This is a genomic window from Parvivirga hydrogeniphila (genome assembly GCF_023371205.1).
GTDB lineage: Bacteria > Actinomycetota > Coriobacteriia > Anaerosomatales > Anaerosomataceae > Parvivirga > Parvivirga hydrogeniphila.
Genome location: NZ_JAMCCO010000003.1, coordinates 17,846 through 38,884 on the forward strand (window position 1 = coordinate 17,846; position 21,039 = coordinate 38,884).

General features: G+C 68.7%; 20 protein-coding genes. All 20 read left to right on the forward strand.

Translation table 11 applies throughout. The annotated features are described in order from the left end of the window. The first annotated feature begins 21 nt into the window (after positions 1-21). The 20 genes from MX659_RS08160 (at position 22) to ftsY (ending at position 21,024) form a co-directional block, all read left to right on the forward strand. The gene (locus MX659_RS08160; RefSeq protein WP_267192996.1) at positions 22-870 is read left to right on the forward strand and encodes a DegV family protein; all 849 of its coding nucleotides are present in this window, start codon (positions 22-24) and stop codon (positions 868-870) included. After that, entirely contained in the window at positions 870-2,993 is a 2,124-nt protein-coding gene (gene recG / locus MX659_RS08165) for an ATP-dependent DNA helicase RecG (protein ID WP_267192997.1), read from the forward strand. The genes MX659_RS08160 and recG overlap by 1 nt, the downstream gene beginning before the upstream one ends. After that, on the forward strand, positions 2,990-3,565 hold the full coding sequence (rsmD, locus tag MX659_RS08170; RefSeq protein ID WP_267192998.1) for a 16S rRNA (guanine(966)-N(2))-methyltransferase RsmD: 576 nt from the start codon (positions 2,990-2,992) through the stop codon (positions 3,563-3,565). The genes recG and rsmD overlap by 4 nt, the downstream gene beginning before the upstream one ends. Next, positions 3,562-4,053, forward strand: a complete 492-nt coding sequence (coaD, locus tag MX659_RS08175; RefSeq protein WP_267192999.1) for a pantetheine-phosphate adenylyltransferase — start codon at positions 3,562-3,564, stop codon at positions 4,051-4,053. Before rsmD ends, coaD begins: the two co-directional genes overlap by 4 nt. Before the next feature lie 10 nt (positions 4,054-4,063). Beyond that, on the forward strand, positions 4,064-4,522 hold the full coding sequence (locus MX659_RS08180; protein WP_267193000.1) for an ATPase: 459 nt from the start codon (positions 4,064-4,066) through the stop codon (positions 4,520-4,522). Beyond that, positions 4,515-5,051 (forward strand): YceD family protein, encoded by a 537-nt coding sequence (locus MX659_RS08185; RefSeq protein WP_267193001.1) that lies wholly within the window; start codon positions 4,515-4,517, stop codon positions 5,049-5,051. Before MX659_RS08180 ends, MX659_RS08185 begins: the two co-directional genes overlap by 8 nt. Positions 5,052-5,151: 100 nt before the next feature. Next, complete coding sequence (gene rpmF / locus MX659_RS08190) at positions 5,152-5,328, forward strand: 50S ribosomal protein L32 (protein WP_267193002.1); 177 nt, start codon at positions 5,152-5,154, stop codon at positions 5,326-5,328. A 49-nt stretch (positions 5,329-5,377) separates the two neighbouring features. After that, entirely contained in the window at positions 5,378-7,471 is a 2,094-nt protein-coding gene (locus MX659_RS08195; RefSeq protein WP_267193003.1) for an acetate--CoA ligase family protein, read from the forward strand. Between the two features lie 4 nt (positions 7,472-7,475). After that, positions 7,476-8,549 (forward strand): phosphotransacetylase family protein, encoded by a 1,074-nt coding sequence (locus MX659_RS08200; RefSeq protein WP_267193004.1) that lies wholly within the window; start codon positions 7,476-7,478, stop codon positions 8,547-8,549. A gap of 14 nt (positions 8,550-8,563) precedes the next feature. After that, the gene (plsX, locus tag MX659_RS08205; protein WP_267193005.1) at positions 8,564-9,568 is read left to right on the forward strand and encodes a phosphate acyltransferase PlsX; all 1,005 of its coding nucleotides are present in this window, start codon (positions 8,564-8,566) and stop codon (positions 9,566-9,568) included. A 51-nt stretch (positions 9,569-9,619) separates the two neighbouring features. Then, complete coding sequence (locus MX659_RS08210) at positions 9,620-10,609, forward strand: beta-ketoacyl-ACP synthase III (protein WP_267193006.1); 990 nt, start codon at positions 9,620-9,622, stop codon at positions 10,607-10,609. Then, positions 10,610-11,557: an enoyl-[acyl-carrier-protein] reductase FabK gene (gene fabK / locus MX659_RS08215; RefSeq protein WP_267193007.1), complete on the forward strand. Its 948-nt coding sequence runs from the start codon at positions 10,610-10,612 to the stop codon at positions 11,555-11,557. Continuing rightward, the gene (gene fabD, locus MX659_RS08220) at positions 11,557-12,477 is read left to right on the forward strand and encodes an ACP S-malonyltransferase (protein WP_267193008.1); all 921 of its coding nucleotides are present in this window, start codon (positions 11,557-11,559) and stop codon (positions 12,475-12,477) included. Before fabK ends, fabD begins: the two co-directional genes overlap by 1 nt. Continuing rightward, the gene (fabG, locus tag MX659_RS08225) at positions 12,474-13,229 is read left to right on the forward strand and encodes a 3-oxoacyl-[acyl-carrier-protein] reductase (RefSeq protein ID WP_267193009.1); all 756 of its coding nucleotides are present in this window, start codon (positions 12,474-12,476) and stop codon (positions 13,227-13,229) included. The genes fabD and fabG overlap by 4 nt, the downstream gene beginning before the upstream one ends. A gap of 42 nt (positions 13,230-13,271) precedes the next feature. Then, positions 13,272-13,514: an acyl carrier protein gene (gene acpP / locus MX659_RS08230; RefSeq protein ID WP_267193114.1), complete on the forward strand. Its 243-nt coding sequence runs from the start codon at positions 13,272-13,274 to the stop codon at positions 13,512-13,514. Positions 13,515-13,576: 62 nt separating this feature from the next. Continuing rightward, complete coding sequence (locus MX659_RS08235; protein WP_267193010.1) at positions 13,577-14,545, forward strand: NAD(P)H-dependent flavin oxidoreductase; 969 nt, start codon at positions 13,577-13,579, stop codon at positions 14,543-14,545. A gap of 13 nt (positions 14,546-14,558) precedes the next feature. Then, positions 14,559-15,788, forward strand: coding sequence for a beta-ketoacyl-ACP synthase II (gene fabF / locus MX659_RS08240; protein ID WP_267193011.1), 1,230 nt, complete (start codon positions 14,559-14,561; stop codon positions 15,786-15,788). Beyond that, positions 15,764-16,486 (forward strand): ribonuclease III, encoded by a 723-nt coding sequence (gene rnc / locus MX659_RS08245; RefSeq protein ID WP_267193012.1) that lies wholly within the window; start codon positions 15,764-15,766, stop codon positions 16,484-16,486. Before fabF ends, rnc begins: the two co-directional genes overlap by 25 nt. A 75-nt stretch (positions 16,487-16,561) precedes the next feature. Beyond that, a complete protein-coding gene (smc, locus tag MX659_RS08250) occupies positions 16,562-20,110 on the forward strand; it encodes a chromosome segregation protein SMC (protein ID WP_267193013.1) in 3,549 nt (1,182 codons plus the stop codon). Further along, positions 20,107-21,024: a signal recognition particle-docking protein FtsY gene (ftsY, locus tag MX659_RS08255; RefSeq protein WP_267193014.1), complete on the forward strand. Its 918-nt coding sequence runs from the start codon at positions 20,107-20,109 to the stop codon at positions 21,022-21,024. Before smc ends, ftsY begins: the two co-directional genes overlap by 4 nt. The last annotated feature ends 15 nt before the right edge of the window (positions 21,025-21,039 follow it).

The following is a 21,039-nucleotide window of genomic DNA, read 5'->3' on the forward strand; positions in this document are numbered from 1 at the left end:
GCGAAGCGAGGGGTGAGGGGAATGAAGGTCGGCATCGTTAGCGACAGCACGTGCGACCTGGGCCCACGGTGGCTCGCCGAGCACGACGTCACGATGGTCCCCCTGAAGGTGCTTTTCGGGGACCGCACGTACCTGGACTGGATCGACCTCGACCCGGACACGTTCTTCGAGATGCTCGCGGCGGCGCCCGAGCTTCCCAAGACCTCGCAGCCGTCGCCTGCGGAGTTCGCCGCAGTCTACGAAGCGCTCGCAGAAAGGGGAGCGGACGAGATCGTCTCCATCCACCTTTCGTCCGCGCTTTCCGGCACGATCGAGTCCGCGACGCTTGCTGCGGCGACCTCGCGCGTCCCTGTCCGCGTCATCGACACGAAGATCGTCACCGCTGGGACGGCTCTTGCCGTCATGGCCGCCGTCTCGGAACGAGACAAGGGCGGCGATGCCGATGCCGTGGAGGCGGCCGCCCGTCACGTCGTCGAGACGCAGCGGCTGCTCTTCGCGCTCGGCACCCTCGAGTACCTGGTCAAGGGCGGTCGTGCTGGCAAGGCCCAGGCGCTGGCAGCGAACCTTCTCAACATCAAGCCGGTCTTGACCTTCAACAAAGACGGCATCATCGAGCCGTTCAAGAAGGTCCGCGGCACGAAGGCCGCAATCGCGGAGATCGCCGCTGAAGTCGCCAAGGACTCAGCGTCGAGGCCGGTGCGCCTGGCGTTGTTCCACTCCACCTCCGAGGACCTGGCCCGCGAGCTCGGATCCGCCCTGGACGCCGCCGGCGCGCGCTACGAGCTCGTGTTGACCGGGCGCGTCGGCGCGGTGATCGGCACGTACGCCGGACCCGGCGCCGTCGGAGCCGTGTACTATCCGGAGCCGTGATGCCAGAAGCGCTCGTCTCGCGCATCACGGCGAGCGATCCGCGCTGTGCCGAGACGTGGGACTCGCCTGTCACCGTAGTGCGCAACGTGGACGCGCGTCGCGCTGAGGCGCTCGGCCGTCTCGGCATCCACACGATCGGCGACCTCCTCACGCACTATCCGTTCCGGTATCTCGACCTGAGCGCGGTCCGCCCTGTCCGCGAGGCCCCCCTCGGAAGCGAGGCGACCATCGTGGGCACCGTGGCGGACGTGCGGGTGAAGCAGCCCCGCCCGCGCCTGTCCGTCACCGAGATCGCCGTCGCAGACGACACCGGTGTCGTCGTCGGCGTGTGGTTCAACCAGCCCTACATCGCCCAACGCTACGAGGTCGGGGACCGCGTCGCCATGGCCGGGACGATGGAGCTCGACTACGGGCTCAAGCAGATGAAGAACCCGTTCTTGGAGCGCCTCGGCGCCGCGGGCACGCCGGTCGTGCTCGGACGCATCCTTCCCGTGTACCGCACCACCGAGGGCCTGTCGACGAACTGGCTCAGGCGCATCGTGGAATCCGCCGTCTTGGAGTTCGCGCACGTGCCCGATCCGCTGCCCTCCGGACTCCGTGCGCGTCGGGACCTTCCTCCGTTGAAGTGGGCCGTCCGTGCCATCCATCTGCCGCGTTCGTCGGAAGACATCGAGGTGGCCCGACGACGCCTCGCCTACCAGGAGCACTTCGACCTGCAGCTCGTGGTGGCCACGCGACGCCACGCACGGCTCGCGTCGACGACAGCGGTCGCCCACACCGTCGACGGCGCACGCGTCGAAGCGCTTCGGCGTGCGCTCCCGTTCCCGCTGACGGACGACCAGGAGCGCGCTGTGTCCGAGATCCTGGCCGACATGGCTGCGGCGCGGCCGATGAACCGGCTGCTGCTCGGCGACGTCGGAAGCGGGAAGACCGTCGTTGCCGCCTTCGCGCTCGCCGCAGCCGCGGACACGCACGCCCAAGCGGCCATGATGGCGCCGACAGAGGTTCTGGCAGAGCAGTACACGCGCGCGCTCGGGCCGCTTCTCGAAAAGGCAGGCGTCCCGTGGGCCCTGCTCACCGGCTCGACGCCTCGAGCAGAACGGTCGCGGATCCTTGCGCAGGCCGCCTCGGGCGAGCTTGCCGTTGTGTTCGGCACCCATGCGCTCATCCAGCGCGACGTACGTTTCTCTCGCCTCACGCTCGTCGTCGTGGACGAGCAGCACCGCTTCGGCGTCGAGCAGCGGCTCGGTCTGCGCGGCAAAGGCGGCGCCGTGACGCCCGATCTCCTCGTCATGACGGCCACCCCCATACCCCGGAGTCTGGCGCTCACGCTCTACGGCGATCTCGACGCGTCCTACCTCACGACCCGCCCCGGCTCGCGCGGGCCGGGCCACGTCGTCACCCGCATCGTCCCGCGGACCGGACGCGCCGACGCGTACGAGCGCGTACGCAGCGCCGTCCGCGCGGGCAGGCAGGCGTACGTGATCTGCGCGCTCGTGGAGGAGTCGGACTCCGCCGAGGCCCGCGCCGCGACACGCGAAGCGCACCGCTTGCAGACGAGCGTATTCCCCGACCTCCGCGTCGGCCTGCTGACGGGCCGGATGCGGCCAGCAGAGAAGCGGGCAGTCATGGAGGACTTCCGCGCAGGGAAGATCGACGTGCTCGTCTCCACCACGGTGGTCGAAGTGGGCGTCGACGTCCCCAATGCGACGGTCATGATCGTCGAGAACGGCGAGCGCTACGGCCTCGCGCAGCTCCATCAGCTGCGCGGCCGCATCGGGCGTGGCGAGCACCCTGGGGAGTTCCTCGTCTTCGCCGACCCGCGGACCGAAGAAGGGCGTCGCCGCATGCAGGCCATCGCCGAGACCTCGGACGGCTTCGCGCTCGCGGAGGCCGATCTCCGCTTGCGCGGCGAGGGCGACATCGCCGGGGTGCGGCAAAGCGGCCTGCCTCCGTTCAAGATCGCCTCGTTCGCCGGCCAAGAGGACCTGCTCGCTCTCGCACGCGAGGACGCCCGCGCATCAGTCGACGCTGACCCAACTCTGGCGAGCCCCGAGCACGCTTTGCTGAGGGCCCGCCTCCGCGCGCTCCAGACAGGACGAACGGTGGTAGACAGCGGATGAGGGTCGTCGGCGGTCAGCTGCGCGGCCGTCGGATCGCCGCGCCCAGGGGCAGAGACACGCGGCCCACGTCCGATCGCGTGCGCGAGGCGCTCTTCTCGATCCTGGAGGCGCGCTACGGCGGCGTGGACGGCGCCGTCGTGCTCGACCTCTTCGCAGGCACGGGCGCGCTCGGCATCGAGGCGCTCTCGCGTGGAGCCGCACACGCGACCTTCGTCGATTCCGACGAGCGGGCCGTGGCGCTCATCCGCCAGAACCTCGCGTCCCTCGGATTGTCGGACAGAACGACGGTGCTGAGGGCCGACGCGCTTCGTTCGTTGCCGGCCCGCCTGGCCGCGCGTCCGTTCTCATTGCTCTTGGCAGACCCTCCCTATAGAATCGAACCGCGCGAGGTGGTCCAGGCCGTGCTCGCGCTCGGCGCACGCGGGCGCCTCGTGACCGGGGCGGTCGTGGCCTACGAGCTCAGCACTGCCAACGAGGTCGAATGGCCGCGCGGGTTCGACGAGACCGTCGAGAAGGCGTACGGTTCGACACGGCTTTCGATCGCCAGGTGGAAGGGGAGCGTCGACGAATGAAGCGCGCGTTGTGCCCGGGGACCTTCGATCCAGTCACGAACGGCCACCTCGACATCATCGAGCGAGCCGCTGGCCTGTTCGACGAATTGGTCGTCGCCGTGGCGCTGAGCGCGGACAAGGGCTCCGGCCCGCTCTTCGGCCTGGACGAGCGCTGCGCATTCATCCGCAACGCGACCAGACATCTGCCCAACGTCTCCGTCGAACCTTTTGATACACTTCTGGTTGACCTCGCGCAGAGGCTCGATGCGCACGTCATCATCAAGGGGCTGCGCGCGGTCACGGACTTTGAACGCGAGTTCCAGATGGCACAGCTCAACTACCGGCTCGACCCGGACATCGAGACGATGTTCATCATGTCGATCCCGGAGTATGCATACCTGAGCTCGTCTGCGGTGAAGGAGATCGCGAAGCACGGAGGCGACGTGCGTGGCCTTGTGCCCGACGAGGTGTGCGCAGCGCTCGCCGAGCGGTTGAAGCGGCCCCGATAGGGAGGTTGTGATGGACATCTTGGCGCTGATCGATCGGATCGAGGAGATCCTCGAGGAAGGTCGGAGCTTGCCTTTTTCCACGAAGCGGCTCGTGGATCCGGAAAAGATCTACGAGATCATCGACGAGATCCGAGCGAACTTCCCTGACGAGCTCAAGCAGGCGCGCTGGATCGTCAAGGAGCGTCAGGAGATGCTTGAGGAGGCCGAGAAGGAAGCCAACCGCATCCTCGAGGAAGCACGCGAGCGTGCTGCGGCCATCGCGAGCGAGCAGGAGATCGTGAAGCTGGCAGAGCAGCAGGCGGCCGAGATCCTCGACAATGCGCGGGCCAAGGAGCGTGAGATCCGGCTCGGCGCCGAGGACTACGCCGACGAGATGCTCGCCAACCTCGAAGTGAACCTCGGCAAGCTCTTGACGGCCGTGCAGCGCGGCCGCGACCGGTTGCAGGGAAAGGTCGGGCAGCGTGGCTGATCCCGTTCCGACGGGGATCCTGCTCGATGTGACCGACATCTTGCACGCGACTTCGGAGAGCGTCCGCAAGGAGCTGGACGTCCCGTTCGACGCGATCGACGTCGGTCCGAGCGAGTTCGTGCCTGAGGGCCCTGTCCACGTCGACGTCACGCTCACGTTCGTGGGCACCGCGGTCCTTGCTGAGGGGAGCGTGGATGCCACCGTGCGCACGACGTGCGTCCGTTGCCTTGGCGATCTCGACCTTCCGGTCCACGGCACCATCGAGGGGTTCTACGTGCCGCACGGCACAGAGGACGAGCTTCCCGAGGAGCAAGAGTACGAGTTCATCGAGGGCACCACGGTCGATGTGCTGCCTGCCGTCCGCTCTGCGCTCATCGTCGAGTTCCCGTTCGCGCCGGTCCACGCCTCCGGCTGCAGCGCTCCCTGCCCACGCTGCGGACAGCCACCAGAGGCGTGCACGTGCGACGACGCGCCCGCCGATTCGCCCTTCGCCGCGTTGAAGGACATCTTCGACACCGAGGACGATTGAGGTTGCGACGCCGCGACGCCGCTGTGCTATCATTCGGCGTCGCGCCTTGAACCGATCTTTCCGGACGAATGCCCTCGTGGCGATAGAAGGGAGCACGACGATGCCAGTCCCGAAGAGGAAGAAGGGCCGCTCGGCCACCAACCACCGGCGCTCCTCCCACACAATCGAAGCCCCCGCACGCTCGCTGTGCCCGCAGTGCCACCAGCCCAAGCTGCCGCACCGCGTGTGCCCTGAGTGCGGGTACTACGACGGCAAGGAGATCGTGGAGACCGAGTAGGACGACGGCGCCGTTTCGGCGCCGTCCTGCTTCCGGGGGTGCAGCACACGTGCTCGAACCGGTCTTCGCACCGCGCTCGGTAGCAGTGATCGGAGCGTCCCGCGACCCTCGTGCCGTCGGACGCACAGTGCTGGACAACCTCATCGCCGGCGGTTTTCCAGGCGCGCTCTACCCGGTGAACCCGAAGGCCGACACCATCGCCGACCTTCCGTGTTTCCCATCAGTCGATTCGCTGCCCGAGACGCCGGATCTTGCGGTCATCGTCGTGCCGGCAGCGGCCGTCGAGCCACTGGTACGACGATGCGGGGAGATGGGAGTCCCCGCTGTTATCGTCATTTCCGCCGGGTTCAAGGAGGCCGGTCCTGAGGGCGCAGCGCTGGAGCGCTCGGTGTCGGCAGCAGCGCGCGACGTCGGCATCCGCCTGATAGGCCCGAACTGCCTCGGCGTCATCGTCCCCGGCTCGCGACTGAACGCGTCGTTCGCTCCGACGATGCCGCCAGCGGGCAACGTCGCGTTCGTCTCGCAGTCCGGCGCTCTCGGCACTGCGCTCCTGGACCAGGCCGCATGCCAAGGCCTCGGTCTCTCTCACTTCGTCTCGCTCGGCAACAAGGCGGACGTCGACGAGGCGGACCTCTTCTTCGCGTGGGCCGACGACCCGTCCGTCGCCGTGGTCGTCGCGTACATCGAGGCCGTGCGCGACGGCAGCCGGTTCGTGGATGCCGCCCGAGCGGTCACGCGCGCCAAGCCCCTGGTCGTCCTGAAGTCCGGCCTGTCCGATGCGGGCGCCCGGGCGGTCTCGTCCCACACCGGCAGCCTTGCCGGATCCAAGCACGTGTACGAGGCCGCGCTCCGCAAAGCAGGCGCCATCCAGGTCCACAGCGCCGAAGAGCTGTTCGACCTTGCAGCGGCGTTCGCGACGCAACCGTTGCCGCGGGCGCGCACCGTGTGCATCGTCACCAACGCAGGAGGCCCAGCGATCCTCGCTACGGACGCGGCCGAACGCATCGGGCTTGGACTGGCGACGCTGGAGGACACGACGACCCGCCGCCTGCGCGCTGCGCTTCCAGCTGCAGCAAGCGTGTACAACCCGGTCGACGTCCTCGGAGACGCGCCGCCGGAACGGTACGCGACGACCCTCGACGCAGTGGCCGACGACGCGAGCGTCGGTGCCGTCCTCGCCGTCCTCACCCCGCAAGCCATGACAGACGCCGAGGGCGTCGCTTCTGCTGTCGCCGACGTCGCCTCGAAGCGGGGTTTGTGCACCCTCGCGTCGTTCATGGGCGGCGAGCGCGTCGCTCAGGGCATCCGCGCCCTCCGCGAGCGCGGCGTGCCCAACTACCCGTACCCCGAGCGGGCGGTGCAGGCCCTGCGCGCGATGATGACCCGCCTGGACGCTGAGACTTCCGCCCCTGCCGATGCGCCGCCCGTCGAGGGCGACCGTGACGTCGTCCGCGCTGCGATGGACCACGCTCGAGCCGCTCAGCGCCGGTTCATCACGGAGATCTCAGCGACGCGGATCGCCGACGCCTACGGTATCCGGGTCCCGCAAGGCGGCGTCGCGCGCGACTTGGACGAAGCGATCGCCCTTGCTGAGAAGGTCGGGTACCCCGTGGTGGTGAAGATCGCAAGCCCGGACATCCTTCACAAGTCCGACATCGGCGGCATCATCACCGGCGTCACCGGGTCTGACGGTCTTCGCGCGGCGTACGAGCGCGTGCTTCTGAGCGCACGGACGCGCATGCCAGAAGCCCGCATCTGGGGCGTGACCGTCCAGCAGCAGATCCCGAAGGGCGCCGAGACCATCGTCGGACTCACGCGCGATCCCACTTTCGGTCACGTGCTCATGTTCGGCCTCGGCGGGATCTACGTCGAGGTGCTGCATGACGTCTCGTTCCGCCTCTGTCCGGTAAGCCATCGCGACGCTGCCGAGATGATCGCCGAGATCCACGCGTATCCGCTTCTGAAAGGCGCGCGGGGCCAGGCACCCGCAGACGTCGAAGCGATCGCTGACACCATCGTGCGCGTCGCCGCGCTGGCACGCGATTTCCCGGAGATCGCGGAGCTCGACATCAATCCGCTCATCGTCTTGCCCAAAGGCGAGGGAGCGGTCGCCGCAGATGTCCGTATCGGGATCGGAGAGTGAGACCATGCGCCCCATCATCATCGCTTCGACAGCGGCCTACTCGGGCAAGAGCGGCGTCGCGTTGTCGCTCATCCGGGAGCTCGTCGCCCGTGGTGTGCGCGTCGGGTACTTCAAGCCGTACGGCACCATGCCCGTAGAAGTGGGCGGCGTCCTCACCGACAAGGACGCCGCGTACATCAACTCCACGCTGCCGTCGCCCGCCCCCATCGAGGCCGTCTGCCCGGTCGTGAGGACCCAGGCGCTCGTCGAGGACGTCTTGGCGCATCGCCTCGACGACGTAAAGCCGACCGTCGTGCGGGCAGCGCAGGTCTGCGGCAGCGGTCACGACGTTCTCGTCGTCGAGGCCCCATGGGACCTCTCGCAAGGCAGCTCGATCGGCGTGTCTGCGCCCGAGGTGGCCGAAATGCTCGAGGCCAAAGTGGTCCTGATCGACCGCCCGAGCGGCATGGCGGACTTGCCGGACGCCATCGTCTGCGAGCGGAGCAGGCTCGGCGACAGGCTTGCTGGCGTCATCTTCAACGCGGTCCTAGAGCACACCGCCGACTTCATCGCGCGCAGGACGACGCCGTTCCTCTCGTCAGTCGGCGTGCCGGTATTCGGCGCTGTCCCGTTCGACCCGCTCTTGTCGTCGGTCACCGTGCAGGAGATAGCTGACGAGCTCGGCGGCACGGTTCTCACGGCCCACGACTCCCTCGACCTTCCCGTCGAAACCTTCATGGTGGGAGCGATGGGACAGGAGAAGGCGCTGCGGTTCTTCCGGCGCAAGGCGAACAAGGCCGTCGTCACCGGCGGTGACCGCTCCGACGTGCAACTCGCTGCGCTCGAGACGAGCACCCGCTGCATCGTGCTCACCGGCAACATGCCGCCGTCGTCCATCGTCATGTCGCGTGCAGAGGAGCTCGGCGTGCCGATGGTGATGGTCGAGCACGACACGCTGACCGCCGTCGAGCGTCTCGAGGGGCTGTTCGGCCACACCCGCCTGCATGACGCTGCGAAGGTTGATACAATGCACCGCATCTTCATCGCATCGGTCGACGTCGACCGGATGCTCGCCGCATGCGGCATCCCACAGGACTGACTGGAAGGGACGGCATGGGAACCACCTCCCTCACGATCGCTGTCGACGCCATGGGAGGCGATCGGGCGCCTGACGTCGTGTTGCCGGGCGTCGTGGCAGCGTTGGCGGACGATCCAGCGATCGCGGTCGCTCTCGTGGGGCCGGAGGAGGTCGTCATCCCCTTCGCGAACGAGCACGACCGCGTCACGCCCATGGTCGCTTCGCAGACCATCGCCATGGACGAGCATCCCGCGAAGGCCGTCCGGCAGAAGCCGGACTCGTCGATCGTCGTGGGGTGCCGCCTCGTGCGCGACGGCGCCGCGGACGCGTTCTTCTCCGCCGGAAGCACGGGCGCGTGCATGGCCGCCGCCACGCTCGTCATCGGGAGGGCGCCGGGCGTGTCGCGTCCGGCCATCGCAGCCGTGATCCCGACACCTTCGCGACCCGTGGTGCTGCTCGACATCGGTGCTAACGCGGACTGCAAGCCGGAGCACCTCGTGCAGTTCGGGCTCATGGGGGCCGCGTACGCGCGCGCGATGCTCGGTGCAACCGCGCCCACCGTTGGACTGCTCAACATCGGGGAGGAGCCGACGAAGGGGTCGGCGCTCGCTCAGGCGGCGCACGCGATGCTGGCCGAGCACGTCCCCGGCTTCGTCGGCAACGTGGAAGGGCGCGACGTCCCGAAGGGGTCGGTGGACGTGGTCGTCACAGACGGCTTCACCGGCAACGTCACGCTGAAGGTCATGGAAGGGCTCTCCGCCGTCCTGTTCGCTGAGATCAAAGCGGCGATGACGTCCTCGCCGCTCCGAACCGCCGCTGCCGCAGTGCTCAAGGGAGCGCTCGGCGACATGAAACGCCGGCTCGACCCCGACGCGTACGGAGGCGCGCCGCTTCTCGGCATCAGCCGGCCGTGCCTCATCGGCCACGGGTCTTCTGGCCCTGAGGCCATCGCGGCGGGAATCGCAGCGTCTGCGCGCGCCGCGCGCTCCGGGCTCGTGGACGAGATCGCGCGCGACATCGCCGCGTCAGGGCTCGCGTGACCGCCTGGTGAACGGGTAGACTGTCGCACCACCCCCGGACGAAGGACGCGCATGACCCACGCACGCATCACCGGCATCGGTTCGTACCTCCCCGAGACGGTGCTCACGAACCAGGACCTCGAGACGATGGTCGAGACTACCGACGAGTGGATCGTCACCCGGACGGGCATCCGTGAGCGCCGCCTCGCGCACCCAGCTGAAGCCACCTCGGACTTGGGCGCCGAGGCCGCGCGCCGCGCGCTCGCGGACGCGTCGCTCTCGCCAGCCGACCTCGACCTCATCGTCGTCGGCACCTCGAGCCCAGACAAGATCTTCCCCTCCACTGCGTGCCTCCTGGCCGCCAAGATCGGCGCTTCGTGCCCTGCGCTCGACGCGATGGCCGCTTGCACGAGCTTCGTGTACGCGCTGCACACGGCCACCACCGCCATCGAGTCAGGCCGCGCGAAGCGGGTGCTCGTCGTCGGCGCTGATGCGCTCACGCGCCATGTGGACTTCACCGATCGCGCGACCTGTGTCCTGTTCGGCGATGGGGCGGGGGCCGTGGTGGTCGAAGCGGGCGACGAGCCGGGCGTCTTGGGGATCGACCTCGGCGCCGACGGCACGCGCGCAGACGTGCTCGAGATCCCCGGGTGCGGCTCCGCGATGCCAGCGTCAGAGGAGGTCGTTGCGAGCCGCCTGCAGTTCATCAAGATGGACGGGCAAGAGGTCTTCAAGTTCGCGGTGCGCGTGATCCCCGGCTCCGTCCGCCGCGCGCTCGCGCTTTCTGGGCTGTCTATCGGCGACCTCGACTGGCTCGTGCCGCACCAGGCCAACCAGCGCATCCTCGATACCATCGCTGACCGGCTCGGTCTTGCGCACGACCGCGTGTTCTCGAACATCGCGAAAACCGGCAACACGTCGGCCGCGTCCATACCGCTCGCGTTGGATGCCCTGTATACTGGCCGGAACCTGCGTCCTGGCTCCATCGTGGGCCTCGTGGGGTTCGGCGCTGGGCTGACGTGGGGCTCTGCGCTTCTCAGGTGGACGAAGGAGGCTCGCTAGATGGCGCTACGCACCCGGGTGACGAAGCTTCTCGGCATCGACCATCCCATCATCCAAGGCGGCATGGCGTGGACCTCGACCGCCGAGCTCGCGGCGGCCGTGAGCAACGCAGGCGGCATCGGTATCATCGGCGCCGGTCACATGCCGACCGACCTTCTGCGCGAGCAGATCCGCACGGCCAAGAAGCTCACCGACAAGCCATTCGGCGTGAACCTCATGCTCCTCACCCCGCACATCGACGACATCGTAGCGATGGTCCTGGAAGAGGGCGTTCCCGCGGTGACGACCGGTGCCGGTAACCCCGCGAAGTACATCGACGACCTGCACGACCGCGGCATCAAGGTCCTCGCGATCGCACCCAGCGTGGCGCTCGCGAAGCGTCTTGAGGCGGCCGGAGCTGACGCCATCATCGGCGAGGGCATGGAGGCGGGCGGGCACATCGGCGAACTCACCACGATGGTGCTCGTGCCTCAGCTCGTGGACGCCGTGAGCGTGCCTGTCATCGCAGCCGGCGGCATCGCAGACGGTCGTGGCATGGCCGCCGCGTTCGCTCTCGGCGCGGAGGCCGTCCAAGTCGGCACCCGCTTCATGTGCGCGACCGAGTGCACGATCCATCCCGCGGTGAAAGAGATGGTCCTCCGCGCCAAAGATCGGGACACCGTCGTGACCGGCAGGTCTACCGGCCATCCCGTCCGGGTGCTGAAGAACAAGCTGTCCCGCATGCTCGAAGAGCTCGACCGCGAGAACAAGCCAGAGGAGCTCGAAGCGCTCGGGACCGGCAAGCTTGCGCTCGCGATGCGCCAGGGCGACGTCGCGATGGGCAGCGTCATGGCGGGGCAGGCAGCCGCGATGGTCAAGCGCATCCAGCCTGCCGCCGAGATCGTGGCCGAGATGGTCGCGCAGGCCGAAGAGGTCATGCGCGCGCTCGGGCGACTGCCGGAGGCGTGATGCCACGGACCTGCGCCATCGTCTTCCCTGGACAGGGATCGCAGCGGCTCGGGATGCTCGAGCGCCTGCCGGACGTCGCCGACCTCGATCGTCTCCTCGATGCGGCAGAAGCGCTCGCAGACCTGCCGCTGCAGGAACTCGCCTCGGGAACTGATGAGGCAGCGTTGGCCGACACTCGCGTCGCGCAGCCGCTGCTTTACCTCGCTGACTGGGCGTGGGGCGTCACCTTGCTCTCGGAGGGCCTGGAGCCGCTCGCACTCGCAGGTCACAGCCTCGGCGAGCTCGCGGCCCTCGCGGTCGCTGGGTGCTTCTCGGTCGAAGCAGGGCTCGAGCTCGTCGTGCTGCGAAGCCGGCTCATGGCCGACGCAGCGGCCGAGAGACCCGGCGCGATGGCTGCCGTCCTCGGGCTCGAGGGGGACGTCGTCCGGGCCGCCGTGGACGGAATCCCCGGCGTGTGGGTGGCCAACGACAACGCCCCCGGACAGGTCGTCATCTCCGGTACCCGCGCCGGCATCGACGACGCCGTGCGCGAGCTCTCGGCCGCAGGCGCTCGCCGGATCGTCCCGCTTGCCGTGTCAGGCGCCTTCCACTCGCCGCTCATGCAGCAGGCGGCTGACGCGTTCGCTCAGGTGCTCCGCGACGTTCCGTTCCGCGATGCGGCCTACCCGGTGGTCCAAAACGCCGTTCCCGAGCCTGCGCGCGATGCAGCAGCCATCCGCGAGCGCCTCGCCGCGCAGATCGCACGCCCTGTGCGCTGGACCGAGACGATGCTCGCCTTGCGTGACCTCGGCGCCGAGGTCTTCGTCGAGGCAGGACCGGGCGCCGTCCTCACGGGGCTTGCGCGCCGCATCGACGGCGTCCACGCCCTCGCGGCCGAGACCGAAGGCGTTGCTCGAGCAGTAGAGGAGGTCCTCTCATGATCTCGCTCGAAGGACAGGTGGCGCTCGTCACGGGAGCCAACCGCGGCATCGGCGCTTCCATCGCGCATCGGCTGGGTTCTCTGGGGGCAACGGTCGCCTTCAACGTGAGAGGCGACGCTTCTGGCGCGCAGGCGGTCATCGAACGCCTCGCGTCGGAAGGCAGCAGCGCTCCGCACGGCGTGTTCGTGGCCGACGTGTCCGATCCGGCAGCCGCTGAGCGAATGGTCGCGGAGGTCGCCGACCGCTACGGCCGTCTGGACGTCGTCGTCAACAACGCCGGCATCACCCGCGATGGCCTCGCCGTGAGGATGTCTGACGAGGACTGGGCCGCTGTCATCGGGACCAACCTCTCAGGCGCGTTCTACGTCTCGCGGGCCGCCGCGAAGGTCATGATGCGGCAGCGCTCTGGCTCGATCGTCATGATCTCCTCCGTCGTCGGGCTGGTGGGCAACGCAGGCCAGGCGAACTACGCTGCTGCCAAGGCCGGCCTGCTCGGACTTGCCCGCTCGCTCGCTCGGGAGCTCGCGCCGCGCAACGTGCGGGTCAACGCCGTCGCGCCAGGATTCATCACCACTGACATGACGGCCGATCTGCCTGAGAGCGTCAAAGAAGCGGCCCTTTCCTCGATCGCGCTCAAGCGGTTCGGCGAGCCCGAAGATATCGCCGATGCCGTGGCGTTCCTGGCGTCCGACGCAGCGAAGTACATCACGGGACAGGTCATCGCCGTCGACGGCGGGATGACCTTCGTCTGATTCCTCCGGTATCATTCGCGAAGGCAGGGGAGAGGAGGTGGACTGGTGGACAACGAGGAGATCTTCCTGAAGGTCAAAGACGTCATCGTCGATCAGCTGAACGTGAACGAGGACGAGGTGACGCTCGAAGCGTCGTTCGTCGATGACCTGGGAGCCGATTCGCTCGACATCGTCGAGCTCGTCATGGCTCTCGAAGAGCAATTCGGCATCTCCATCCCCGACGAGGAGGCGGAGAACATCAAGACCGTCGGCGACGCGGTCGACTACATCGCCGCGAACGCCTAGCTGTCATCCGCCCCGCCCGGTCACGCGATCGGGCGGGGCGGGCGCATCGTACGAGGAGCCCCGTGGAACTGCCGCATCTCACAATCGGAGCTAGAACCGCTCGCCTTCCCATCGTGCAAGGCGGCATGGCCGTGCGCATCTCGCTCGCTCCGCTGGCTGCGGCGGTGGCGCGCGAGGGCGGCATCGGGGTCATCGCCGGCTCGGGACTCACCCCTGAGGAGCTCGCCCAGGAGGTGCGTCGCGCCAGGGCCGAGACGGACGGCGTTCTTGCCGTCAACGTCATGGTCGCCGTCCGGCAGTTCAAGGAGCTCGTCCAGACCGCCATCGCCGAGGGCATCGACATCGTCATCGCAGGCGCAGGATTCTCGCGCGACGTCTTCGGGTGGTGCCACGACGCGGGCGTGGAGATCGTGCCGATCGTCGGCAGCGCGCGAGTCGCGAAGCTCGCCGAGCGGTTCGGCGCCTCCGCCGTCATCGTCGAAGGCTACGAGGCAGGCGGTCACCTCGGGACGGACCGGTACATACTCGACCTGCTCCCCGAGATCCTCGAGGCGGTCGACGTCCCGGTGATCGGGGCGGGCGGCGTGGTCACCGGCGCAGACATCAAGCGGGTCTTGGACGCTGGCGCGGCGGGCGTGCAGATGGGCAGCCGCTTCGCCGCGACGGTCGAGTCGTCTGCTTCAGAAGCATTCAAGCAGATGTACGTCAACGCGACCGCTTCTGACATCGTGATCGTCAAGAGCCCCGTCGGGCTGCCCGGCAGGGCGATCCGCAACCCCTTCGTGCAGAACCTGGAGCGGGGCGAGGTGCCGCGCATCGAGCGCTGCGTCGCGTGCCTGAAGGAGTGCCACCGCGACTACTGCATCATGGACAAACTGGTGAAGGCGCAGCAGGGGGACGTGGTGAACGGCCTCGTGTTCGCGGGTTCATCGGCCGCCCGCGTCCACGACGTCCCGACCGTGAAAGAGCTCATCGCTCGCCTCATCGACGAGTGGCGCGAGGCGACGCTTGCCGAGAGCCCGGCCGAATGAGAAGGAGCCGCGAATGACACGCAGGGTGGCCGTCACTGGGATCGGCGCGGTCTGCGCGCTCGGCGTCGGCGCCGACGCCATCTACGACCGGCTCGTCGCTGGCGAGTCGGGCGTCCACCACATCACCCACTTCGACGCCTCGGCGTACACCACGCGGTTCGCCGCGACGCTCGACGACTGGGACCCCTCGCCGTGGCTCGAGCCGAAAGAGGCGCGCCGCCTGTCGCGGTTCCAGCAGTTCGCGATCGCAGCGGCCGACGAGGCCATCGCTCAGTCCGGCCTGGTAATCGACGAAAACAACGGTGAGCGCGTCGGCGTGATCGTGGGATCCGGGGTCGGCGGCCTGCAGTCCCTCGAGGAGCAACACTCGGTGTTGCTCGAGCGCGGGCCATCGCGCGTGACCCCGTTCCTCGTGCCGATGATGATCGTCGACCTTGCGGCCGGCCACATCTCTATCCGCCACGGCGCGAAGGGCATCAACTACGCGCCGGTATCCGCGTGTGCGACCGGGAACCACGCCATCGGAGAGGCCGCCGAGGCGATCCGCCGAGGAGCCGCCGATGCGGTGATCTGCGGCGGCTTCGACTGCGGTGTGACACCGCTCGGGCTCGCCGGCTTCTGCGCAGCACGCGCCCTCTCGACCCGCAACGAGGACCCGGCCGGCGCGTCGCGTCCGTTCGACGCGGGCCGTGACGGTTTCGTCATGGGTGAGGGCGGCGGCATCCTCGTGCTCGAGGAGTGGGACTCGGCCGTCGCACGGGGCGCAGACATACTCGCCGAGCTCGTCGGGTACGGCGCCACCGCTGACGCGTACCACATGACGGCGCCTGCGCCTGATGGGAGCGGCGCCAAGCGCGCGATGGCCGAAGCGCTCGCGCAGGCGCAGATGGCGCCACGCGACGTCTCGTACATCAACGCACACGGCACGTCCACGCCGCTCGGCGACATCGCCGAGACGAGCGCCATCAAGGCCGTGTTCGGCGCTGATGCCCCGCCCGTCTCCTCCACGAAGTCGATGACGGGCCACCTCCTGGGCGGCGCCGGGGCCCTTGAGGCCGTCGTGTGCGTCCAGGCCATCAGGCGCGGCGTCGTACCGCCCACCATCAACTACGACCAGCCCGACCCCGAGTGCGACCTCGACTACGTCCCGAACGTGGCGCGAGAGATGCGCGTCGATGCGGCGCTGTCGAACTCCTTCGGCTTCGGTGGCCACAACGCGTGCCTGCTGTTCGCACGGCCGTGAGCGTCCCTCGCGACATCCTCGACGACGTCCAGCGCACGGTCGGCCATTCGTTCGCCGAGCCGGCGCTCTTGGCTGCCGCGCTCACGCATCCCTCGTACGCCGCGGAGAACCCGTCTGCCTCCGACTACGAGCGCCTCGAGTTCTTAGGCGATGCCGTGCTGGGGCTCGTCGTGGCAGAGCACCTGTTCCAGACTTTCCCTGACGCACCCGAAGGTCAGCTCACGCGCCGCAAGATCGCTGCAGTGTCCGGCACGCGTCTCGCCGCCGCTGCGCGCCAGGCAGGGCTTGAGCACGCGATCGCGCTCGGGCACGGCGAGCAAGGATCCGGCCGCGTGAAGGACTCCATCTTGGAGAACGTGGTCGAGGCCGTCATCGGCGCGGTCTACCTCGACGGCGGCCTGCGCGCCGCGCGCGTCGTCGTCGAGCGGCTGCTCGGCGACATCGCGTCTGTCGAAGAAGCGCCTCCTGCAGACCCGAAGTCCGCACTCCAGGAGATGACCCAGGCCCGCGGCCTCGGCCTGCCTCGCTACCACGTCGTCGAGTCGTCCGGGCCGCCCCACGCGCCGCGCTTCGTCGTGGACGTCAGCGTGGGAGACCGCGCCATCGGCCGTGGCGAGGGCCCCTCCAAGCGTGCGGCCGAGAAGGCCGCGGCGTCACGCGCCATCGAGGCGCTCGAACGGTCCGAAGACCCCCGCTGAGGTCTCGCGCTGTGATAGCATTACCTGGCGCAACCGACCGGCGCTGGGTCGCCGGCGAGGACCGGAAGGCGTCCGTTGTACCTCAAGTCGATCACGCTCAAAGGGTTCAAGTCGTTCGCTGACCGAACACGCCTGGCGCTCGAGCCTGGCGTCGCCGTCATCGTCGGCCCCAACGGCTCAGGGAAGTCGAACATCTCCGACGCCGTGCTCTGGGCCCTCGGCGAGCAGTCCGCCAAATCGCTTCGCGGCAACGCGATGGAAGACGTCATCTTCGCCGGTTCCTCCGCGCGTCAGCCGGTGGGAGTGGCCGAGGTCGACCTCGTGCTCGACAACAGCGACGGCACGCTGCCGCTCGAGTTCAGCGAGATCACGATCACGCGCCGGATGTTCCGCAGCGGCGAGAGCGAGTACCTCCTCAACCAGTCGCCCGTGCGGCTCATGGACATCCAGGAGCTTTTGCACGACACGGGCCTTGGGAAAGACACCCCCTCGATCATCAGCCAGGGCCGTCTCGACGAGGTCCTGAACTCCAAGCCGGAAGACCGGCGCGCGCTCATCGAAGAAGCCGCCGGGGTCCTCAAGCACAAGCGACGGAAAGAGCGCGCCTTGCGCAGGCTCGTATCGATGGACGTCCACGTCGACCGCATCCGTGACGTCTTGGCGGAGATCGACCGCCAGCTCAGGCCGCTCGAACGGCAGGCGTCGAAGGCGGCGGAGCACCGCGAGCTCGTCGAGAAGCTTCGCGAGATCGAGATCGCGCTCGCTGTCGGTGAGCTCAAAGAGCTCCAGCAGCAGTGGGACGCCGCGGAGAAGCGCGAGCGGGAGCACGACGCGGAAGTCGAGCTTGCCCGGTACCGATTGGCCGAGAAGGAGCGCGAACTGCAGAAGTTCCAGTCGCTCCTCGAGGAGAAAGGTCTGTTCGTCGGCGACCTGTCCGAGCAGCGCCGACGCCTGCAGTCCGTGCTCGAGCGGCTGAACTCGGGGCTTCTCCTCCTCGAAGAGAAGGGCAAGAACCTCGTCGAGCGCCTCTCCGAGCTGCGCCAGAAGATCCACGTGAGCGAGTCGCGGCTCAAGACGCGCTCCGCAGAGCTCGAGCAGATCGCCGAGGAACGCGCGGTCACCGATGCCCGCCTCGCGGCCTTGTACGCGCAGCTGAACGAGCTCCGCAAGCAGGCCGAGGCCGCCAAGAAGGAGCGCCTCGCAGCGGAAGACTCGCTGTCTGCGGCCTTGGGTGAGCAGCGCCGGCTCCGCAAGGAGGTCGACGACGCGCGTGCGGAGCTCGCGAAGCTCCAGCAAGCGCTCTCTGCGTACACCCTCGAGCGCGACATGCTCGTGGAGCGCATCGCAGCCCTCAAAGAGCAGCGCTCGGCGCTCGCCCAGACGCTCTCTGCCCGCCGCGAGCGGGTCGACGCGCTTGCGGCCCGGTTGGAGCGCACGCGCAAAGAGGCGGTGCTCGCCGAGTCCGACGTCGACAAGCGGGTGCGGCTCGTGGAGTCTAGGCGCGCAGAGCTCGAGGCTCGCCGTGCGAGGCTGTCCGACGTCCGCGCCGAGCTCAAGGCGCTCGAAGAGATCGACCGCGCGTTCACCTCGGCGTCTCCTGGCCTCGCGTGGCTGCTGCAAGAGCAGCACCGCACGCCCGAGGTCCTCGGACCGCTCGCCGACCTCATCAGCGTCCCCGAGGAGTTCGAGCGCCTCGTGGAGCACGCGCTCGCGAGCGACATGTTCGCGGTGGCGCTGAGCTCCCGGGACGTGGTCGGCTCTCTGGTGGCGCGCCTCTCACACGACGGTATCGGGGAGTACTCGCTCGTGCCCGTCGACGTCGAGCCGCTCGCGTGCCCGGACGGTCCCGGCGTCCCGCTCATCGACGTCGTCCGCACCATCGACGAGCGCGCCCGGGGTGCGCTTGCGGCCCTCCTCGGCGACATCCGCGTGGTAGAGAGCGCCGATGAGGCGCTCGCGGCTGCACGCACGCACCCCGCGTGCCGCTACGCCACGCAAGACGGGATCATCGTCTGGCCGTCTGGCAAGGTCTGCTCGGGTCCGCAGGCGAGCCAGGACGCGCAGGTCTTGAGCCGCAAGCGGCGCATAGCCGAGCTCTCGGACGAGGTCGCGGCCGCGGAATCGGCGGTGGGAGAGGCAGAGGCCGACCTTGTCACGGCCGAAGAGGCGCTTTCTGCCGCCCAGCAGGACCTGCTCGAGCTCACCCAGGCCATCGCCACGCTCACGGCCGACGCCACAGCGGCCCGCGAGGAGATCGGCCGCCTCGAGCAGAACATCGCCGACATCGACGCGGAAGGTGCGCGCATCGACCTGAGGCTCCGGCAGATCGAGGAGCGCACCGTCAAGGACCGTCCGCTCGAGCGCCACCTCGAGGAGACGATCGAGCGCGGACTTGCACGCATCGAGGAGCTCGAGGACGTCGCCGCGGTGCGCCGGGACGAGCGCGACGCTCGCTTCCGCGAGGAATCGGACCTCGCGACACGCCTGTCTGAGTGCCAGGTCGAGATCGCCGCCGTCTCCGAACGCCAGGTGCACCTCAAACGCCGGCACTCCGCCACCATCGCCGAGCTCGAGGAGCTGGAGCGCCTCCTCGAGCAGTCACGGCAGACCGAGGCCGCGCTCGAGGTCCTCCGCGAGCGCGTCCAGCCCCTGCACGAGCTCTACACGCTCCTGCTCGAACGTGCCGAGCACTGGGCGGCGCGCTTGCGCGACCGGGCACGCTTCGAGCAAGCGGACTCCGAGTCGCTCAGGACCACCATCCACGAGGCCCAGCAGGCGGTGCGCGACGCCCAGGCCGCGATCGACGAGCTCTCAGAGCGCACGGCAGAGGTCCGGGTCGAGAAGGCCCAGCTCGAGGTGCAGGTGAAGGCCGCTGCCTCGCGCATCGTCGAAGAGATGGGCGTCCCGCTCGAGGTCGCGCTCACGACAGAGCCGCCGACGGATCGCGCGGCCGCCGCAGACGCCGCTGCCCGCCTCCGTAAGCGCATGGCGGACCTCGGCCCGGTCAACCCCGTCGCCGTCGAGGAGTACGAGGCCCTCAAGCGCAGGCGGGAGTTCCTGTCGAACCAGCTCGACGACCTCTTGGCGTCGCGCAAGGCCCTCCAGAAGGTGGTCTTTGCGATCGACCGCAAGATGCGCGACCGCTTCCTGGAGACCTTCGAGCTTGTGGACAAGCACTTCCAAGACGTGTTCTCCGTGCTTTTCCCCGGCGGCTCGGCGTCGCTTTCGCTGACCGATCCCGACGATCCCGAGAACACCGGCGTCGAGGTCGTAGCGCAACCGAAAGGGAAGCGCCTCCAGAAGATGTCGCTCCTCTCGGGCGGCGAGAAGTCGCTGACCGCGCTCGCACTGCTGTTCGCGCTGTACCGGACGCGCCCCTGCCCGTTCTACATCTTGGACGAGGTCGAGGTCGCGCTCGACGACTCGAACCTTCGCCGGTTCATCACGTTCATCGACAGCATGCGCACGCACACCCAGTTCATCATCGTCACGCACCAGCGCCGGACGATGGAGATGGCAGACGTCCTGTACGGCGTCTCGATGCAAGCAGACGGCGTGAGCAAGGTCGTCAGCCAGAAGTTGGAGCAGGCCGTGCGCGGCGCGCGTGCGGAGGTGTCCGCATGACCGCTGCGTGGTTCGACCGGCTCTCGAGCGGACTTTCCCGGACCCGCGAGACGCTGCAGTTGCGGCTTTCGTCCGCCATCGGGCGTTCGCGTGCGCTCGACGACGAGTTCTTCGCAGGCGTCGAAGAAGCGCTCATCGCCGCCGACGTCGGCGCGCTCGCGTCTGCCGAGCTCGTCGAGAAGCTGCGCGCCGCGGCCCGCAAAGAGAAGATCCGCGAGCCGAACGACGCTATCGCCGAGCTCGTCGAGCTCATCGCGCGCGAGTTCCCGCCTGCCGGGACGGACCCGCTCGACGACCTGCCGGCGGTCGTCTTGCTCGTCGGCGTGAACGGAAGCGGCAAGACGACGACGGCCGGGAAGCTCGCGGAAGAAGCGCGCGCCGCCGGGCATAGCGTCGTCATCGGCTCCGCCGACACCTACCGGGCCGCGGCCATCGAGCAGCTCCGCATCTGGGCGGAGCGAAGCGGCGCCCGTATCGTCGAGCGCGAGCGCGGATCCGACCCGGCATCGGTCGCCTTCGACGCCGTTGCCGCCGGGGCCGAGTCCGGCGCCGACCTCGTCATCGTCGACACGGCCGGTCGCCTCCACACCTCGAAGGACCTCATGGAGGAGCTCAAGAAGGTCGACCGCGTCGTGCGCAAGCGCGCGACCGTCCCGGTCCGCTCGCTGCTGGTCCTGGACGCGACCACAGGCCAGAACGCCGTGCAGCAAGCGCGCGAGTTCCACGCGTCGCTCGGGCTGGACGGCATCGTGCTCACGAAGCTCGACGGCACCGCCAAAGGCGGCATCGTCGTCGCGATCGCGCGCGAGCTCGGCGTGCCGATCGTCCGTATCGGAGTGGGGGAGAGCATCGAGGACATGCACGCCTTCGATGCGCGCGAGTTCGCCCAGGCGCTCGTCGGCGCCCCCGCCTGAACCGGAAGGACTGTT

Bases quoted from the DNA above. Each gene is read 5' to 3' on its own strand.
- MX659_RS08160 (WP_267192996.1), top strand. From the start codon at position 22: ATGAAGGTCGGCATCGTTAGCGACAGCACGTGCGACCTGGGCCCACGG.
- recG (WP_267192997.1), top strand. From the start codon at position 870: ATGCCAGAAGCGCTCGTCTCGCGCATCACGGCGAGCGATCCGCGCTGT.
- fabG (WP_267193009.1), top strand. From the start codon at position 12,474: ATGATCTCGCTCGAAGGACAGGTGGCGCTCGTCACGGGAGCCAACCGC.
- MX659_RS08200 (WP_267193004.1), top strand. From the start codon at position 7,476: ATGCGCCCCATCATCATCGCTTCGACAGCGGCCTACTCGGGCAAGAGC.
- plsX (WP_267193005.1), top strand. From the start codon at position 8,564: ATGGGAACCACCTCCCTCACGATCGCTGTCGACGCCATGGGAGGCGAT.
- coaD (WP_267192999.1), top strand. From the start codon at position 3,562: ATGAAGCGCGCGTTGTGCCCGGGGACCTTCGATCCAGTCACGAACGGC.
- fabF (WP_267193011.1), top strand. From the start codon at position 14,559: ATGACACGCAGGGTGGCCGTCACTGGGATCGGCGCGGTCTGCGCGCTC.
- MX659_RS08210 (WP_267193006.1), top strand. From the start codon at position 9,620: ATGACCCACGCACGCATCACCGGCATCGGTTCGTACCTCCCCGAGACG.
- rsmD (WP_267192998.1), top strand. From the start codon at position 2,990: ATGAGGGTCGTCGGCGGTCAGCTGCGCGGCCGTCGGATCGCCGCGCCC.
- fabD (WP_267193008.1), top strand. From the start codon at position 11,557: ATGCCACGGACCTGCGCCATCGTCTTCCCTGGACAGGGATCGCAGCGG.
- rpmF (WP_267193002.1), top strand. From the start codon at position 5,152: ATGCCAGTCCCGAAGAGGAAGAAGGGCCGCTCGGCCACCAACCACCGG.
- MX659_RS08180 (WP_267193000.1), top strand. From the start codon at position 4,064: ATGGACATCTTGGCGCTGATCGATCGGATCGAGGAGATCCTCGAGGAA.
- fabK (WP_267193007.1), top strand. From the start codon at position 10,610: ATGGCGCTACGCACCCGGGTGACGAAGCTTCTCGGCATCGACCATCCC.
- ftsY (WP_267193014.1), top strand. From the start codon at position 20,107: ATGACCGCTGCGTGGTTCGACCGGCTCTCGAGCGGACTTTCCCGGACC.